This window comes from Knoellia aerolata DSM 18566, assembly GCF_000768695.1.
In the GTDB taxonomy this organism is placed as follows: Bacteria; Actinomycetota; Actinomycetes; order Actinomycetales; family Dermatophilaceae; genus Knoellia; species Knoellia aerolata.
The window spans coordinates 1-17,817 of the sequence record NZ_AVPL01000042.1 but is presented as its reverse complement, the minus strand read 5'-3'; the positions used below and the strand labels follow the sequence as shown (position 1 = coordinate 17,817).

General features: G+C 73.3%; 15 protein-coding genes and 1 pseudogene. 15 read left to right on the top strand and 1 reads right to left on the bottom strand.

Features of this window, described 5'->3' with window-relative positions; all coding sequences use genetic code 11:
* Nucleotides 1-65: 65 nt before the first annotated feature.
* The gene (locus tag N801_RS13770) at nt 66-4,316 is read right to left on the bottom strand and encodes an FtsK/SpoIIIE domain-containing protein (RefSeq protein WP_156996776.1); all 4,251 of its coding nucleotides are present in this window, start codon (nt 4,314-4,316) and stop codon (nt 66-68) included.
* Nucleotides 4,317-4,448: 132 nt separating this feature from the next.
* Here N801_RS13770 and N801_RS13765 point away from each other — a divergent pair, with 132 nt between their 5' ends.
* The 15 genes and pseudogenes from N801_RS13765 to N801_RS13695 all read left to right on the top strand — a co-directional run.
* Complete coding sequence (locus tag N801_RS13765) at nt 4,449-5,171, top strand: Pr6Pr family membrane protein (RefSeq protein ID WP_052113026.1); 723 nt, start codon at nt 4,449-4,451, stop codon at nt 5,169-5,171.
* An 82-nt stretch (nt 5,172-5,253) separates the two neighbouring features.
* Nucleotides 5,254-5,676, top strand: coding sequence for a hypothetical protein (locus tag N801_RS13760; RefSeq protein WP_035938860.1), 423 nt, complete (start codon nt 5,254-5,256; stop codon nt 5,674-5,676).
* A 118-nt stretch (nt 5,677-5,794) separates the two neighbouring features.
* Nucleotides 5,795-6,907: a peptide chain release factor 2 gene (gene prfB / locus N801_RS13755; protein WP_035938858.1), complete on the top strand. Its 1,113-nt coding sequence runs from the start codon at nt 5,795-5,797 to the stop codon at nt 6,905-6,907.
* Between the two features lie 34 nt (nt 6,908-6,941).
* A complete protein-coding gene (locus tag N801_RS13750; protein ID WP_035938857.1) occupies nt 6,942-7,418 on the top strand; it encodes a TY-Chap domain-containing protein in 477 nt (158 codons plus the stop codon).
* Between the two features lie 227 nt (nt 7,419-7,645).
* Nucleotides 7,646-8,098: a hypothetical protein gene (locus N801_RS13745; protein WP_035938854.1), complete on the top strand. Its 453-nt coding sequence runs from the start codon at nt 7,646-7,648 to the stop codon at nt 8,096-8,098.
* Between the two features lie 32 nt (nt 8,099-8,130).
* A complete protein-coding gene (locus N801_RS13740) occupies nt 8,131-9,747 on the top strand; it encodes a hypothetical protein (RefSeq protein ID WP_035938853.1) in 1,617 nt (538 codons plus the stop codon).
* Nucleotides 9,744-10,058 carry a hypothetical protein gene (locus N801_RS13735; protein WP_035938850.1) on the top strand — a complete coding sequence of 105 codons (315 nt, stop codon included), beginning with the start codon at nt 9,744-9,746 and terminating at the stop codon, nt 10,056-10,058. Before N801_RS13740 ends, N801_RS13735 begins: the two co-directional genes overlap by 4 nt.
* Entirely contained in the window at nt 10,055-10,579 is a 525-nt protein-coding gene (locus tag N801_RS13730) for a hypothetical protein (RefSeq protein WP_035938848.1), read from the top strand. Before N801_RS13735 ends, N801_RS13730 begins: the two co-directional genes overlap by 4 nt.
* Nucleotides 10,579-11,682, top strand: coding sequence for an efflux RND transporter periplasmic adaptor subunit (locus N801_RS13725; protein WP_035938846.1), 1,104 nt, complete (start codon nt 10,579-10,581; stop codon nt 11,680-11,682). The genes N801_RS13730 and N801_RS13725 overlap by 1 nt, the downstream gene beginning before the upstream one ends.
* Nucleotides 11,675-12,364 carry an ABC transporter ATP-binding protein gene (locus N801_RS13720; protein ID WP_245618453.1) on the top strand — a complete coding sequence of 230 codons (690 nt, stop codon included), beginning with the start codon at nt 11,675-11,677 and terminating at the stop codon, nt 12,362-12,364. Before N801_RS13725 ends, N801_RS13720 begins: the two co-directional genes overlap by 8 nt.
* Nucleotides 12,361-13,452, top strand: coding sequence for an FtsX-like permease family protein (locus N801_RS13715; protein ID WP_156996775.1), 1,092 nt, complete (start codon nt 12,361-12,363; stop codon nt 13,450-13,452). Before N801_RS13720 ends, N801_RS13715 begins: the two co-directional genes overlap by 4 nt.
* Before the next feature lie 84 nt (nt 13,453-13,536).
* Entirely contained in the window at nt 13,537-14,931 is a 1,395-nt protein-coding gene (locus N801_RS13710) for a 3-hydroxybutyrate oligomer hydrolase family protein (protein ID WP_156996774.1), read from the top strand.
* A 192-nt stretch (nt 14,932-15,123) separates the two neighbouring features.
* Nucleotides 15,124-15,927, top strand: a complete 804-nt coding sequence (ftsE, locus tag N801_RS13705) for a cell division ATP-binding protein FtsE (RefSeq protein ID WP_245618452.1) — start codon at nt 15,124-15,126, stop codon at nt 15,925-15,927.
* Entirely contained in the window at nt 15,924-16,829 is a 906-nt protein-coding gene (gene ftsX, locus N801_RS13700; RefSeq protein WP_035938841.1) for a permease-like cell division protein FtsX, read from the top strand. The genes ftsE and ftsX overlap by 4 nt, the downstream gene beginning before the upstream one ends.
* Before the next feature lie 163 nt (nt 16,830-16,992).
* Nucleotides 16,993-17,817, top strand: a pseudogene (locus N801_RS13695) (hypothetical protein); the annotation flags it as partial.

Genomic DNA, 17,817 nt, shown 5'->3' with positions numbered 1-17,817 from the left:
GCCGGAGGTGACCGGAGGACGCACACCTGGGCCGAACGGAGGTCCCGCACCGTCAACGTCCCATGTCACGAGGGTGTTCCGCCAGCCCCATCCCATGGTCCTGGCCCGCGCCCGGGCGCCGGGGCCCCGACGACGCGAGCGACCTGGACCTCGACGTGGCGCCGCCCGCTGACCCACAGGGCCCGCCCGGGGACCGCCGCCACCCCGCGCGGCGCGCGGATCCCGAAGGGCTCGCCGTCGCTCGGCACCCGCGGCCCGAGCAGCACGCCGCGCTGGGCGCGGGCCACGTCCGGCACGACCCCGCGGAACCGGGTGACGACCTCCGGAGGCGTCGTGGCGACCACGAGCGCACCACCGTCGCGGTCGACCAGGGCCGCGATCTCGTGCAGGACCGGCTCGACCGGCGTCCCCTCGAGACGTTCGGCGTCGTCGACGAGGACGACGAGGTCGGGGTGGGCGCGCCGCGCGTCGAGGAGAGCCCGGGGTTCCCACGGGTCGACGACGACCGCGCCCTCGACGGTGGCGCCGACGAGACCGCGCGCGGACTCGACCACCGCGACGGTCCACCCGGCGTCGGCGGCGGACGCTCCGAGGGTCGCCAGGGTGGTCGACCGCCCGGATCCGGCGTGACCGGCCACGAGGATGCGGCGTCCGAGCTCGAGGTCCACCCACGCGACTCCTCCGGTCTCCGCCGACACCCCGACGACGAGGAGCGAGGAACAGGTGCGGACGGTGCCGCGGTGCTCCCGAAGGAGGGCGTGGAGGTCGACGTGGGTGGGAAGGCGCGGCACCGGGGGAGGCCGTGGGGCCCCCGGGTCGGGCGGTGAGGCCTCGGCCGCCGGGTCGCGCCGGGCGAACTGCACCTCGAGCCGGTCGCCCAGCCGGACCGCCCTCCCGGGCGCGCGGCTGGAGGGGAGGTCGCGAGGTGACAGGCCGGCATACGTCGCGTCCGAGGGGTCGGACAGCGCGAGGAGGAAGGTCTCGCCGGCGACGGAGCCCACGCGGCCGGTGAGCAGGCTGCGGTCGCCGGTGACGACGGCGCGCAGCGTGCCGCCGCTCGACCGGAGCAGGTCGAGCAGCTCGTCGCGCAGGCCCCCGGCGTCGGGGTCTCCGTCGGGCTCGAGCCGGTCCCACCCGTCGACGAGCAGCACGGTGGTCGGCCCGCGGCCGGTGGTCGTGGGCTCGCCGAGCTGCCGCAGCCGGGCGAGGAGGCGGCGGACCCGCGAGACGTCGTCCGCCGCCACGACTGCTCCGACGTGGGGCAGCGACTCGAGGTCGGCGAGCTCGCCACTGGTGTCGATGGCGTGGAGGTGGACGTCGGAACCGGGGACGGCGACGTACGAGGCGAGGACGGTGCGCAGGCACGCGGTGCGCCCCGACCGTGGGCCACCCGCCACGAGCCAGTGACCGCCGGTGTCGCGGTGGACGAGGGCGTGCTGGCGCTGCTCACCCGGCACGTCGACGAGGCCGACCCCGTCGACGCCCACGGCGTCCACCCCGACCGACTCGGGCAGCGGCGGGAGCCACGGCCGATGAGGGGCGCGAAAGCCGCTGAGCCGCAACGCCTCCTGTGCCCCCTCCGCGATCGCGGCGAGGGAGTCCGGGGCGGCGTCGCCGTCGGCGGCACCGACGCTCACCCGGCGGGACGACACCGCGACCCCGGTGGGGGTCCCGTCGGGGGCCACGACCTCGAGCCGGGTCGTGAAACGCTCGGCGCCCTGCCCGACGCGGGCGGCCTGGAACTCGTCGAGGTCGCCGTCGCCACCGCGGGCGAAGCCGCGCCCCGGGCGGTCGACGCGGACGTGCGCCGCGTCGGGGGCGTCGATGACGTCGGTCGAGTCGGCGACGTCCCGCACGCGCATCGCGATCCGGAGGTTGACGTTGGCCTGGATGTCGGAGGTCACGGCGCCGGCCGGCCGCTGGGTCGCGAGGACGAGGTGCACCCCCAGGGAGCGCCCCACCGCCGCGAGGGACACGACGCCGTGGACGAAGTCCGGCAGCTCGTCGGCGAGCTGGCGGAACTCGTCGATGACGATGACGAGACGGGCCAGCCCGCCCGCTCGACGGCGGTGGTCGTCGTAGTCGCGGGCCCCCGACGCGGCGAGCAGGCGCTCCCGACGGGTGATCTCGGCCCGGAGGCTCGTGAGGGCACGCCGCGACAGCCCGTCGTCGAGGTTGGTCACCATCCCGACCGTGTGGGGGAGCCCGGCGCAGCCGCCGAACGCCGCCCCGCCCTTGTAGTCGATGAGCACGAAGGTCAGGTCGGCCGGTGAGCACTCCAGGGCCAGGGAGGTGACGAGGGTGCGAAGCAGCTCGGACTTCCCCGACCCGGTGGTCCCGCCGATGAGCACGTGCGGTCCGTCGGCGGCGAGGTCGACCACCCAGTCGTCGCCGGCGACCCGGCCGAGGCGCGCGACCGGCCGACCGGTGCCCTCCCGCCAGTGCCTCGCCAGCGCCGGGCCGGACGGTGCCGTCGGAGTGCCCAGCCACGGCAGGAGGTCGAGCAGGTCGACCGTGGCGGGGACCCGGTCGGCATCGCCGGACGCGTCGACGAGCGCTGCCAGCGAGCGAGCGAGCCGCTCACCCCACCACCACTGCACCCGGTCGGGCGTGAAGGTCGCGACCGGGTCGGCGCCGTCGACGTCGAGTCGCGCCGATCCTGCGCGTCCGCCCCGAGCGAGGTCGAGGACGGCGCCGCAGGACGCGGGGAGGCCGGCAGCCGTCCGGGCACCCGCGAGGCACCACACGCCGAGGTCCCGACCGCGCTCGAGCAGGTCGACGAGGTCGCTCGCGCCGACGCCGACGCCGACGCCGCTCGCGCCGAGGCCGCCCCCGTCGGGCAGGACGACGAGGACCAGCGCGGGGTCGCACGGGGCTCCTCGCGCACGCGCGGCCTCGCGCGTGGTGACGACGCGGCGGAGCGCCTCGAGACACGCCTCCCACGATCCGTATGCCGTCGTGTGCGGCAGCCAGCGCGCCCACCCGAGCGCCCCACCGGTGCCGTCCTCGGACTCCGATGCCGGCCCCGACGCCGCGCCCGCAGCGGCCACGACGACGAGCCGGACGTCTCGAGGGGAGTGCAGCGTCGCGACCTGCCCGAGGACGTGGGCGAGGACCTCCTCGACGTCGGCGAGGGGTCCGGCCACACCGAGCCCCCGCACCGCACCCAGGTCCACCTCGACCGGGAGGTCGCCGAGCGTGGCGTGCTCGGCGCTGCCCGCGGACGTCACCCACCCGGTGCGCGAGGGCAGGGCGCCGACACCGAGTCGGACCCTGCCGACGTCCGCACCGCCGGGTCGGCGCTCCCAGATCCGGGTGCCCGGACCGGTCGCGACGGCGAGCACGGTGGCCGGGTCCGGGGCGTCGTGCCACCGCGCCTCGCGTTCGAGGTCGTGCCACGTCGCGAGCTCGGCCCGCCGCTGCTCCAGCTCCTCGCCGTGGAGGGCGAGGGCGCGGGTGTGCTCACGTCTCCCGCCCCACCGGTCGCCGACGACCGTGCCGACGAGCATCAGCGGGGAGAGCAGGGCGAAGGCGAGCAGCTGCGGGCCGAAGAGGACGGCGAGCAGCCCCGCGAAGGGCAGGGGGAGGGCGGCGGCCACCCACGGGACGCGACCCCGGTGCGGTGGCGTCGGCGGGGTGGGCGCGGTGACCGTGGCGCGGACCTCCGGCGTCCTCGCGCGCGGTGAGCGGTTGACGGCGACCCTGCCGTCGCCGCGCACGCGGGTCGGAGCGGTCGCCCCCGACCCACGCACCAGGCGCAGCAGCGAGTCACCGGCCGCGATGAGCCCCGACCCGTCCACGTCGATCCACCCGCCGGGCTCCAGCACGACGTCCCCGCACCGCGTGCCGTTGGTCGAGGAGAGGTCGGTGACGCGGACGCCGTGGTCGGTCGGCTCGACCAGGACGTGCCGACGGCTGAGGCGAGGGTCCGCGAGGCTGAGCCCCGAGCCGGCGGCCCGTCCCACGACGACGCCTTGGGACGTGACCGGCACGCGTCGTCCCGCGTCCGGTCCGGCCACGACGACGAGGTCCACGGGGGCCGTGACCGCGGGGCGCCCGACCCGGCCACCGCCGACCACCACGGTCGCGCCGTGCACCAGGGGCGGCACCCCGACGCGGGCCTCGGCGCCCACGACGACCCCGCCGCACGACGCGACCAGAGGCGGCACCGTCGGCGAGACGTCGAGCAGCTGCTCCACCAGGGGGACGAGGTCCGCCCAGGTCGACCCGGCCGGAGCGGTGACACGCACGTCGACCCCGCTCGCCCGTCGTCGCGGGAGTCGCAGCGTGAGGTCCAGCTCGATCGGGCACGCCATGACCGGCACGCTAGGACGGACTCGACGGGCGGCCGTCGACTTCTCCACAGCCTGCCCCGTCCCGCGACACGCCCCGGACGGGACATCGCCCGAAGCGCACCCGGTGCGGTCGAACGCGGCCATGATGTGTGCGTGGACCCGACGCGACCCGCCCGCCCCTGGCACGCGCTCACCGCCGTCGTCACGTGGGCGGCCCTGCTCCTCCAGCTCGTGCTCGTCATCCGCGGTGGGGTGGTCCTCGACGAGGTGACGCCACCCGCCCTCGGGACGCGGCTCGTCCGCTTCATCTCCTACTTCACCGTCCTCACCAACCTCCTCGTCGCCGTCACGACGACGACGCTCGCCCTGGGACAGGACAGGTTCCCCCGGTGGTGGAGGGTGCTGCGGCTCAACGCGGTCGTCGGCATCGCCGTCACCGGCCTCGTCCACTGGTTCCTGCTGCGGCCGCTGCTGGACCTGAGCGGCGCCGACCGGTTCGCGGACACGCTGCTCCACGTCGTGGGCCCGCTGCTCGCCGTCGTCGGCTGGCTCGTCTTCGGTCCCCGCGGCCGGGCCGACCGCGGGCTGCTGGTGCCCTCGCTCGTCTACCCGCTCGGGTGGCTGGCCTACACCCTCGTGCACGGCGCAGTCGCCGGTTGGTACCCGTACCCGTTCCTCGATGTCGGTCTGCACGGCTACCCGCGGGCGCTGCTTGCCTGCGTGGGAGTGGCGGTGCTGCTCGTGGCGCTCACCGAGGGGGCCATCCGGCTGGATCGGCGGCTCCCCGGCGAACAACCTGACCCTTTCGGGTCCGCAAAGATGACCCGGAGGGGTGGCGCCTCTTTTCCCCGTTCCCCGGACGACCATCGGGTGTGAGCGGAACACTCGGGCTGACAGGGGCTCTGTCGCGAAGCAGCGATCCTCCCGACGCCGCGATGGGACTCCGGAAGGGGTCGTCATGCACCGCCTCGCCTCGCGTCTCGGCAAAGCCGTCGCGCTGACCGCAGCCCTGGGTCTGGCCACCGCCACCACCGCGGCCGCCCACGAGTGCTACAACGCCAGCCGCTCCGCCCAGGGCAACCTCAAGGCCGGGACGCAGTCGAACACCTGGTTCACCCTCGTCGTGGCCGACGCGATCGCCGGCGACGCCGAGTCCGGTCTCATCACCCCGCAGCAGGCCGCCTGCATCACCGGGGCCTACGCGGCCACCGGGGCTCCGGCGTCCTTCACCATCAAGGTCGTCGGAGGCAAGGACGGCCTCCTCGCCGGAGGCGTCACCAACCACGAGATCCTCATGAACGGCAAGGGCATCGACCACGCCTTCGTGGCGTACGGCGACGCCATCTTCGGCTCCTACGCCGCCTGCGGGGTCGCGTTCTGACGAAAGCGTGGCGGGTGGCCGTGCAGGGACGGCCACCCGTCCTTCGTCGTCCCAGAGCGCGCCCGCTCGGCCCACGGGTGGTGGGCGGGCGGCATACCGGCACGTACTCTTGGCTCTTGTGGCCACCGACTTCCAGCAAGAGATCAAGGACCTGCGCACGACGATGACGTCCGTGCGTGACGTCACCGACCTGACCGCGCTCCAGGCGACGATCGCCGACCTCGAGGAGCAGGTGGCGGCGCCCGACCTCTGGGACGACCAGGAGAAGGCGCAGGCCGTCACCTCCGCCCTGTCCCGGGCCAAGTCCGAGTACGAGCGGGTCACCGGGATGGACACCCTCGTCGACGACCTCGAGGCGCTCGTCGAGATGGGCCAGGAGGAGAACGACGCCGAGACCCTGGCCGAGGCCGAGAAGGAGCTCGTCAAGGTCAAGAAGGCCGTCGGCGAGCTCGAGGTCCGCACCCTGCTCAGTGGTGAGTGGGACGAGCGCGCGGCCGTCGTCACCATCCGCGCCGGCGCCGGTGGCGTCGACGCCGCCGACTTCGCCGAGATGCTCATGCGCATGTACCTGCGCTGGGCCGAGCGCCACGGCTACCCGACCAAGGTCATGGACACGTCCTACGCGGAGGAGGCGGGCATCAAGTCCGCGACCTTCGAGGTCAGCGTCCCCTACGCGTTCGGCAACCTCTCCGTCGAGGGCGGCACCCACCGCCTCGTGCGGATCAGCCCGTTCGACAACCAGGGCCGCCGCCAGACGAGCTTCGTCGCCGTCGAGGTCATCCCGCTCATCGAGGGCACCGACAGCATCGAGATCCCCGACAACGACCTCAAGATCGACGTCTTCCGCTCCTCCGGCCCGGGCGGGCAGTCGGTCAACACGACCGACTCCGCGGTGCGCATGACGCACCTCCCGACCGGGACCGTCGTCTCGATGCAGAACGAGAAGTCGCAGATCCAGAACCGTGCCGCCGCGCTGCGCGTCATGCAGTCGCGCCTCCTCCTGCTCAAGCGCGCCGAGGAGGCCGCCGTCAAGAAGGAGATGGCCGGTGACGTCAAGGCGAGCTGGGGCGACCAGATGCGCTCCTACGTCCTCAACCCCTACCAGATGGTCAAGGACCTGCGCACCGACTACGAGACCGGCAACCCGACCGCGGTCTTCGACGGTGACATCGACGGCTTCATCGAGGCCGGCATCCGCTGGCAGATCGCCCAGCGCAAGGCAGACGCCTGATCCCGCTGCGGGACACTGAGATCGAGGACGAACGATGACGTATGCCGTGCAGCTCCTCCCGGGCGGACCGGCCGACTGGTCGGCGTGGCAGGCCGACCTCACCGTCCGCATCCGCCGGCTCGGCAAGGACGAGGACGTGGTCATCGACGTGCCCGGCCTGGCCCGGCCGCACCTCACCCGGAAGGCCCGGCTGTTCGGGCTCATCCCGGCGCAGTACACCGACACCTCGCCGTGGGTCCGCGTCCGGCGCGACGAGGACCACGCCGTCGCGGAGCTGGTGGGCAGCGAGAGCTTCGGCGGCGACTTCCTCCTCTCCGCAGACGAGGAGCGCCGGCTCGACGAGCTGGGCTGGCGCCGACCCGGCAGCGACCTCATCGTCGACCGGATCTGGACCCGCTGGTTCCCCGACGACGTGACGCACGCGGCATACCTCCCGAAGGCCGAGGCGGGCGCGGCGGCCGACCTCGTGACGCGCACCGTGCGCGACGTCCTCGGTGCCGCCAAAAGCTGACCCGAAGGCCGTCCCCAAAGGGCCATGACCGGTAGTTGACAGGGTCCGGGACTGTTACGCTTGCCAGCGAACAGCCTTGTGCACCAACGCTTTTCGCCAGATGTCCCCTTCGGACCACGTGGCCCGCCCGACACTCCCGGTCGAATCCCTTGTGTCACCGATCGATGCACCCATACGTTGCAGCCACTCCCGCTGCACCAGGCAGGGGAATCAGGTTAGGGGAACGTATGAACACATTGGTCCGCCGGTCGCTGCTCGCCGCGGCGAGCACGGCACTGGTGGGTGGGACCATGCTCACGTCGCCCGCCCAGGCGTTCACGTCGAGCAGCTCGGTCTACGTCGGAGGGACGAACTACTACGTCAAGGCGTACTCCTGCAACAGCTACTGGAGCTCGTGCAGCTGGAACGCGGAGACGTCGATGTCGAACTCCAAGAACTTCGTCCACCGTGGCGACGTCAAGGCCAACGGCATCAGCGTCTCGCTCACGATCTCCGCCGACTCCGGCGCCGGGATCACCGGGAACTCGACCTCGCTGGCCACGGCCAAGGAGTCGGGCTACGGGCGCTACAACTACATGTCCGGCGTCGCCCGGCCGAGCGTGTTCTCCATCTCCGTCGCGGCTCGTTCGCGTCTGGACACGGCGGCCGCCGACCCCAGCTCCGGCTGGACCACTTGGTGACGATGAGCTTCACACCGGGCCCCCTCCCCGCTATGGAGGGGGCCCGGCCCTCAGCAACCCTACGGCCAGCCGGTGGGCACCGACTGGCCTGCGCCCTTCTCGTCGCCGCCCTCGCGGCGACGGCGCTGTCGGGGTGCCGCGGCGACGCCGGTGGCACCGCTCGGCCGGGCCCGAGCGCCGACACGGCACAGACCGTGGGCTTCCGGTCCTCGAACGGCCTGATCTTCCCGCCCGAGCTGTGGAGCGCGGTCGGTGCCTCCCGCGAGGCGCAGATGCTCCGGGCGCTCGCCGCTGCCCAGCTCGGTCAGCCGCTCGACTCAGCCGCCTGGTCGGCGACGGACACCCCTGCTCTCCTGGCCGACGAGTCCTCACCCCTGGAGGCCGCCTGGCTGCTGGCCCAGGGCCCCCGTGGGGCCACCCCGCCGCCCACCGTCACCGGCTCGATGACCCAGGCACTCTCGCGGGGCGAGTGGCTCGAGGTGTGGATGGCCGACGACGTCGCCCGCGCCTCCGGTGCTGGTGAGGTCGCCCTCGGCGCCGACGACCGGCGCCGGCTCGAGGCGGGCCGTGCGGGTGACGACGTCCTCGGCCAGCACGTCTCGGCCGCGGTGCTCGCGCGTGCCGCCGGTGCGTCGACCCACGCGCTGCCACCGCTGCCCGACCGGGCCCGAACGGGGAGCCCGCGCGAGGCCGCACTCCTGCTCATGCTGCGAGCGATCGCAGGCGAGCACCCCGACACCCGCAACGGCGGGCTCGTCCCGAGCCTCCTGCAGGCCGCCCGGACCGACGACTGGATCCTCTACTACCTCACCCGCGCCCATGCCGCGGTGCGCGACCTCGAGCGGGCCCGGAGCGTGGTGGCCGCCTTCGACACCCGACGTCTGCTCCCCGGTGGGACCGTGCTCGAGGTGCCGGCGTTCAACGGTTCGGTCGGCTCGACCTTCCGGATGGTGCGCTACCACGCGAGCCGTGGCGACCTCGACGGGTTCCTCGGGACGGGTGGTCGCGCCGAGCTGGTCGGCACCCTGACCACCCAGCGGGGCGTCGACACCCTCCACGCCCTCGCGGTGACGGCGACCCTGACCGTCCTCGACCCGTCGTCGGTGCCCGTTGTGGAGCGCGCCACCGCCGTCGAGGCCGCCGCGACCGAGCTCATCCCCGACGACGGGCCGATGACCCTCGAGCAGGCGGTCGCGTGGACCCAGCTCGCGGAGTACGCCGGAGCCATGGAGGTCCCGATGCCCTACCGCGGGCTCACCCCGGAGACGGTCGCCCGCTGGCAGGAGGCCTCGCCGTCGGTGGCGGCACCGACGCTGAGCCGGTTCCTGCGTGCGCGCGGAACGGCCGGGAGGACGGACCCCCAGGTGCGCGAGCTGCTGCCGGTGCTGCGCTCGGCCCTGACCGGTCGTGCGCCCGCCGACATCGAGAGCTCCATCCTCGTCACCGCCTCCCTGGCACTGCACGAGATCGAGGGCACCTGGCTGCTCCCGCAGCACGAGGTCTCGCAGGCCGTGGAGTCGCGGTGGGGCGGCTGTCGCGGGGACTTCGACGGCTACCTCCGCGAGTCCGGCACCGACAGGGCCGTCTGCAACGTCGACGACTCGCTGGCCGCCCTCGACCTCACCACACAGACAACGACGACGTCATGATCGCGCGCCGACTGGCCACCACCGGGTGCCTCGCCGCCCTGCTCGCCCTCACCGGGTGCGGGGGCGACGACGGACCTCCTCCGGAGGCCGCCGTCGTGTGCCCGCCGGGTGAGGTGGCGATCACCGTGACGAACCGGTCGGACGTCGCGCAGCGCTACACCGTGTCGGTGGCGTTCGTCCGTGCCGGTGACACCGAACGCGAGTCCTACTCCTCCGACGAGGTCGCACCCGGCGCCTCCGCCACCATCACCGACTCCCGCCCCGACGAGGAGCAGACCTGCTCCATCGAGAAGACAGAGGTGTTCCGATGACGATGCCCCGACGCGCTCCGTCGCGACCGTCGATGCTGCTCCTCACCGCGCTCCTGGCGGCAGGCGGCCTCAGCGCGTGCACGGGGTCGGAGCCGCCAGCCCCACCCCAGGCGACGCGCACGACGGACGACGCAGCCGCCAACGACAGCCTCTACCGCTGCCTCATGGACAAGGGCTTCGCGGTGACGAGGGGCGAGGCCGGGGCCATCGAGTTCAAGGACCCCGAGGACGCCCAGGCCGACACCTACTCCGCGGCGCGCGCCGACTGCCTGCGCGGCCTCGAGTCCGACGGCACCGTCGTCGTGCAGGGCTCGGACTCGCTCCGCACGGAGTATGCCGCGATGTCCCGCCTCCACGCGTGCCTCACCGCCCGCGGCCTCGGCATGGAGCCCTGGCCCACCGAGGCCGTCTTCGTCGAGAAGGACGGGGCGTTCAACGTCCTGTCGGCGACTGAGCAGCTGACGCTCGAGCAGGCCCAGACGCTGTGTCCCGACGAGGTCACGGCGCTCGGCGGCCTCTGATGGGCGCGCTCGCCCTCATGGGTCGCCGGGGCGCGGCCGCGGTGGCGCTGCTGCTCATCCCCGGCACGGCGTTCGTCGCCGGCCGTACCAGCCTCGCGGGCGTGCAGGAGGCCAGCGCCGGACGGGCACCGGTCGCCACCACCGTCGAGTGGACGGTCAGGGAGGAGCGGATCGGCCGCACCCTGCGCCTGCCGGGGACGTTGCGCATCGTCGACACCCCCGGGCCGCTCGTCGGTGTGGCGGGGATGCTCACGACCCTGCCGCCGACCGAGGGCCGGACCGTCCGCTCCGGGGACGTCGTCGCGGCCGTGGACCTGCGGCCGATCGTCGCCGGGCAGGGGAGCGTGCCGGCGTTCCGGGCACTGCAGGTGGGCGCCGCGGGACCCGACGTCGCCCAGCTGCGGACGTTCCTCTGCGCCGAGAAGGTCCTCACGGCGTGCGCGGCCGACGAGCGGTTCACGTCGAGCGTGCGTGCCGCCGTCACGCGCTGGCAGAAGGCCCTCGGTGTCACGCAGACCGGCACCGTCCAGCCCTCCGACATCATGTGGCTCCCGCGCCTGCCTGCCCTCGTGCGCCCGGCCGCCACCGCGGCGGTCGGCAACCGCGTCACGGCCGACGACCGGCCCGTCCTCACGGCCTCCGGTGCCCCGCGACTCGAGGTCCGGCTCACCGCCGCCCAGGCGGCGCTGGTCCCCGCCGGCGCACCCGTGTCGTTCCACAAGGTCACGGGTCGGGTCACCGGGGCGTCCCCGGCCCCGTCGTCGGGAGCCGACGGTGACGAGGCGGACCGGGCGATGATGCTCGACGTCGCCGGCCCCGACGGGCGCGCACCGCTGTGCACGACGACCGGGCCCTGCACCACGCTCCTCGGGCGGTCCCTCACCCGGACCGTCGAGGTGGCCGTCGACGTCGTCCCCAGCCTGACCGGCACCGGAGTCCCCGCGCGCTCCGTCCTCACCGGGGCGGACGGCGCCACCTATGTGCGCCGCGCCGACGGCACCCGGGCGGGTGTCGAGGTCACGGCGACCGCCGGCGGCCTGACGATCGTGGACGGGCTCGCGGTGGGGGACCGCATCCTCGTCAACGAGCAGCCCCGTGGCTGACGCCCTCGCCCTGGGCCTCGCCGACCCGGGAGCGGGCACCCGCCCCCGCGTCGTCGCCGAGCGGCTGAGCTACGGCTACCGCCGTGGGGTCCGGGTGCTCGACGAGGTGGACGTGGCGCTCCACCCCGGCTCGGTCGTGGCGCTGACCGGCCCCTCCGGACGGGGCAAGAGCACGCTGCTGTACCTCCTCGCGGGGCTGTTGCGGCCCTGGTCCGGGACGGTGCGCATCGACGGTGTGGAGCTCGCCCGGCTCGACGACCGCCACCGGTCGCTGACCCGGGCGAGGACGTGCGGCTTCGTCTTCCAGGACGTCGTGCTCGACCCGCGCCGCCGGGTCATCGACTCCGTCCTCGAACCCGCCCTGTATGCCGGTGAGTCACCCGAGCGGTGGCGTCCCAGGGCGCTCGAGCTGCTCGCGGCGATGGGCGTGGCCCTGCAGGCGGACTCCCGTCCCGGCGAGGTCTCCGGCGGCCAGGCGCAACGCGTCGGGCTGTGCCGAGCCCTGCTGCTCGGGCCCAGCGTCGTCTTCGCCGACGAGCCGACCGGCAACCTCGACCACGACTCGACCGAGGTGGTCCTCGCCGCCCTCGAGGGTGCTGCGCGAGGGGGCGCCGTCGTCGTCATCGCGACGCACGACGACCGGGTCGTCGAGCGGTGCACGTCGCACGTGAGGCTCGCGTGAGGTCGCGCGCCGTCCTGCTCGAGGCGTGGCGGACGGCCCTGTCGTCCCGCGCCTTCTCCGTGCTCTTCGCCGGGCTCACGGCCGCCGTCGTCCTCGCCATCACGATGCTCACCGCTCAGGTCGAGGCGCAGCGTGAGTCGGTGCGTGCCGCCTTCGAGCAGGAGCGGTTCCGCACGGTGTCGCTCGTGGACAGCCACGACAAGGGCGTCCTGCCCGCGACCATGCACGCCCGCGTCGGGTCGCTCTCGACGGTGACGCGCGCCTGGTCCTCGTCGGAGTCGTTCGAGGTGTGGAACGGCGCGCTCGCCGACGGCGCCCGGGTGTCCGCGCAGATGGTCGACGCCCGGTGGGACCGGCTGCCGCTGACCCTCACCACCGGTCGGCTGCCCGCGGGTCCGGGGGAGGTCCTGGCCGAGGACGGCAGCGCGACCGCTCTCGGCGTCGACGAGACCGGGGGCTGGGTGGAGGACGCCACCGGACGGGCCTGGAGCATCGTCGGCACCTTCCGGCCGGACCACGACCGGGCGCCCCGGTCCGTGATCGTGCCGTGGCAGGCCCCGACCCCGGTGCGCCAGGTCACGGTCGTGGCGGCGTCGATGAGCGACGTCGACGCCGTCACCCGGGCGGCTGCCGGGCTTGCGGACGTCAGCGGCCCCGGCGACCTCACGGTCGAGCGGTCGGACGACGCGGCGGCGCTGGGTGGTGACGTCACGTCGACGATCGAGCGGTATGCCGTCGTCATCGTCGCCACCGTCATGGGGGCCGGGGTGCTCGTGCTCGGCCTGCTGTCGCTGCTCATGGTGCACACCCGCCGCCAGGAGTTCGGCAGGCGTCGGGCCCTGGGTGCCGGCCGCGGGGCCGTCATCGGCCTCGTCGTGGCCCAGGGCGTCCTCGTCATCTCGTGCGGCGCCGTCGTCGGCGCCCTGCTCGGGTCGGTGGCCGGGGCGGCGCTCTGGGCGCAGGTCGTCGACCCGTCGCTCCAGGCCTCCGTCGTGGTCGCGACGGTCATGCTCGCCGTGACCGCCCAGCTCCCCTCGGCGGTGCTCGCCGGCCTCCGCGACCCGGTGCGGGTCCTGCGCACCGCCTGAGAGGGTCAGCGCCACATGGCGCGCGCGCCGAAGTGGCGCCGAGCACCATGGGCACGGCCGATCACACCCGGCACGCTGACCGGCATGCGCCCGACAATGACGTCTCCTCGCACCCTCCTCGCGGCCCTGGCCGCCCTCACCACGACCGTCGCGCTCGCCGCCGCCGCGCCAGCAGCGGTCGCCGACAAGCCCGGTGGCGGTCACTGTGCCCGCCAGTCCAAGGTGGCCGTTCCCGGCGCCGAGCAGCAGAAGGTTGCCTGCCTCGACGACCTCACCACCGCGGGCACCGTGGCCTCCGGTCACACGCGCGCCGCCGACTTCGCCGGTCTGCACACGCCCGGCACGGTCAACCCGACGGGCGTGCCCGGCATACAGGTCGACGGGTACTTCCCCGACACCTCGACGACGAACACCAACAACGGCTGGAACCACGACAGCCAGTTCGTCATCCGCATCCCCGACGACTGGAACGGCGGGCTCGTCGTCACCGGTGCCCCCGGCAACCGCAGCCAGTACGCCAACGACTTCGTCTGGTCCGACTACGTCCTGGCCCAGGGCTTCGCCTTCGCGAGCACCGACAAGGGCAACATGGGCACGAAGTTCTACGACGACGGGTCGTCGCCCGGCGGCAGTGTGCGCGAGTGGAACTCGCGCGTCACCGAGCTCACGCTGGCGGCCAAGCGGGTCGTCAAGCAGGTCCGCGCCAAGGCGCCGCAGCGCACCTGGATGGCCGGCATCTCCAACGGCGGCTACCTCGTCCGCTGGCAGCTCGAGAACCGACCGGACCTCTACGACGGCGGGCTCGACTGGGAGGGCACCCTCCTGCGCGCCGACGGCCCGAACCTGCTCACCTACCTCCCCACCGCGCTCAAGCACTACCCCGCGTATGCCGCGACCGGCAGCCCCGCCGCGCACGACGCGATGATCGCGGCCGGCTTCGAGCCGGGCAGCGAGTTCCTCTGGCCGTTCCACCACACCGTGTACTGGGACCTCACCCAGCAGATCTACCGCGAGGAGTTCGACCCCGGATTCGACGGGGCGACCGAGGCGGGAACGCCGTACTGCGCCAGCGGCGCGCCCCAGTGCGACGCCGACTACGACTACTTCGCCCGCCCGGCCTCGGTGAAGGAGGCCATGCGGTCGGTGGAGCTGACCGGCAGGATCGGCAAGCCGCTCATCACGGTCCACGGCGACATGGACACGCTGCTGCCGATCGGCACCGACTCCGACGTCTACGCGCAGCTCGTCGACGACGCCGGCCAGGGTGCGAGCCACCGCTACTACCGGGTCGAGGACGGCACGCACACCGACGCGCTCGTGCCGGCCTTCCCGGACCGGCTGCGGCCCCTGCTGCCGTGCGCCCGGAGCGGCTTCGACGCGCTCACCTCGTGGGTCGAGGACGGGACCACCCCGCCGGCCGACGCCACGGTGGCGCGGCCGACCTCCGGCGACCTGCTCCACACCTGCGCCCTGGGCTGAGCCCACGCCCCGGGACCACGTCCGGCGCCGTGCCGCGGAACCTCCCGCGGCCCGGCGCCGGTTCGGCGTGCGGGCCCCCTGCAGCAGTCCGGCACCTCACACGCCGCATCTGGGGGGAAGCGTCCGGCACCCAGTTGCGGAACCTATGCTCGTGACGCATCCGCCCCCGATCGCGAAGGCCCGTCTGCGCGCATGATCCGCTTCGACAACGTCACCAAGGTCTATCCGAGGTCGACCCGCCCCGCGCTCGCCGACGTCAACGTCAACGTCGAGCGCGGCGAGTTCGTCTTCGTCGTGGGTCCCTCGGGCTCGGGCAAGTCCACCCTGCTCCGCCTCGCGCTGCGCGAGGAGCGGGCGACGGGCGGCACCGTGCTCGTCGCCGGGCAGGACCTCAACTCGATGTCCTCGCGCAAGGTGCCCCGCTTCCGCCGGCAGATCGGCGCGGTCTTCCAGGACTTCCGCCTGCTCCCGGGCAAGACCGTGGACCAGAACGTCGCCTTCGCGCTCCAGGTCATCGGCAAGCCGTCCTCGGCGATCCGCCAGCTCGTGCCCGAGACCCTGGAGATGGTCGGGCTCGAGGGCAAGGGCAAGCGCCTGCCGCACCAGCTCTCCGGTGGTGAGCAGCAGCGGGTCGCGATCGCTCGCGCCGTCGTCAACAAGCCGCAGATCCTGCTGTGCGACGAGCCGACCGGGAACCTCGACCCCAAGATCAGCCTCGACATCGTCCGTCTGCTCGACCGGATCAACCGCGCCGGGACGACGGTGCTCATGGCCACGCACGACGCCGACACGGTCAACGCGATGCGCCGACGGGTGGTCCAGCTCGAGGAGGGCGTCGTCGTGCGCGACGCGGAGCACGCGACCTATCTCGCCGCCACCACGCCGTCCGAGTCGCCGACGCTGCTCGAGGACCCCGACGCGGTCGAGGACGTCGAGGGCATCGACGACATCGGTGACCTCGATCCCGAGCGCTTCGGTGCGGAGGAGGGGCGATGAAGCCCGGGTTCATCGCCGGCGAGGTGTGGTCCGGCCTGCGGCGCAACCTCTCGATGGCCCTCTCGGTCATCCTCGTGACGATGGTGTCGATGTTCCTGCTCGGCCTCGGCCTGCTCGCGCAACGCCAGGCGGACACGATGAAGGGCTACTGGTACGACCGGATCCAGGTCTCGATCTACCTCTGCACCGACAACTCGCTCCAGCCGAACTGCCAGGGCCAGGCCGCGACCGAGGCCCAGGAGCAGAGCATCGAGAGCCAGCTCCGGGCGATGCCCGAGGTCAAGGAGGTCTTCCAGGAGACCGAGGCGGAGGCGTTCGAGCGCTTCAAGGAGCAGTTCCGCAACAGCCCCATCACCGGCAACGTCCAGCTCGGCGACATCCCGCAGAGCTTCCGCGTCCAGCTCAGCGACCCGACGAAGTACGCCGTCGTCACGAGCCAGTTCGAACGGGCGCCGGGGGTGGCGAGCGTCCAGGACCAGGAGAAGGTCCTCAAACGGTTCTTCCAGATCATCAACTGGATCACGGCCTTCTCGGTCTTCCTCGCCACGCTCATGGTCATCTGCGCGACCCTGCTCATGGCGACGACGATCCGGCAGGCGGCGTTCATCCGGCGGCGGGAGATCGGGATCATGCGCCTCGTCGGGGCGTCCAACTGGACGATCCGGATGCCGTTCATCATCGAGATGCTCGTCGTGGCCGCCCTCGGTGTCGGCCTCGCGGTGGGCATGCTGTGGCTCGGGCTGCGGCTCATCTTCAACCTCGGCTTCAACCAGGTGATCCTCAACAAGGCGCTCATCGGCGCGAACGACGTCTGGTCGCTCACGCCGTGGCTGTTCGGGGGCGTCATCGTCATCGCCGTGCTGACGAGCGTCGTCACGCTGCGCCGCTACCTGCGCGTGTGAGGCCGGCCCCCCGTTCGCCCGAACGCCCCCGTCAGACCCCCTGCGTCCGCAACGATGGTCGAGGTTTCGACCATCCTTGCGGACGCAGCCGCCCGGATTCCCAGAGAACTTCTCGGCGTGGGCTGTTCCCAAGAGGCGGTGACTCGTGTTACCAATGATGACCATGTGGCGAACCCCTGCGCCCCGACGAGCCCCTGCGCGCCGCACTGCCGGCATCTCGGTGGCTCTGCTGTGCTCCCTCGCGCTCGTCAGCCACTCGCCGGCCGTGCACGCCGAGCCGGACCCGGGACGGCAGAAGCAGCGGGTGGACGCGCAGATCGAGCAGCTGCGTGAGGACCTCCACGAGACCAACGCCGACCTCGCCGAGGCCTACATCGCGTTGCGCACCACCCAGTCCAGGCTGCCGGGTGCGCAGTCCGCGCTGACCGAGGCGCGGGCCGCCGCCGGTCGCGCCGAGACCGCCAACGCCATGGCCGCACAGGAGCTCGAGGTCGCCGAGGCCAACGAGAGCAAGGCCCAGGAGGACCTCGCCGCGACGAGCACCGAGATCGTCGAGAGCCGCACCGAGGTCGCCCAGTTCGCCGCCCAGATCTACCAGGAGCAGGGCTTCGGCGAGTTCGACATGGCGATGACGTCCACGTCGCCGCAGCAGTTCGCCGACCGGATCGCCCTCATCGGCACCGTCATCGACCTGCAGAGCCAGTCCATGGTCGCCCTCGCCACCGCCAAGGCCAGCCAGACCGCGCAGGAGGACCACCTCTCCGCCCTCCGCGCGGACTCCGAGAAGGCCAAGCGCAAGGCCGAGGCCACCCTCGCCGCCGCCACCCGGGCCCGCGACCGCGCCACCGCCGCCAAGGCGGCCCTCGACGCGCTCGCCGCGCAGCAGGCCGCCCAGGCCTCCACGGTCAAGGCCAAGTCCGCCGCCGAGGCCGCGAGCCTGGGCCAGATGACGGCCGAGTCGGCCCGGCTCAGCAGCGTCATCAAGGCC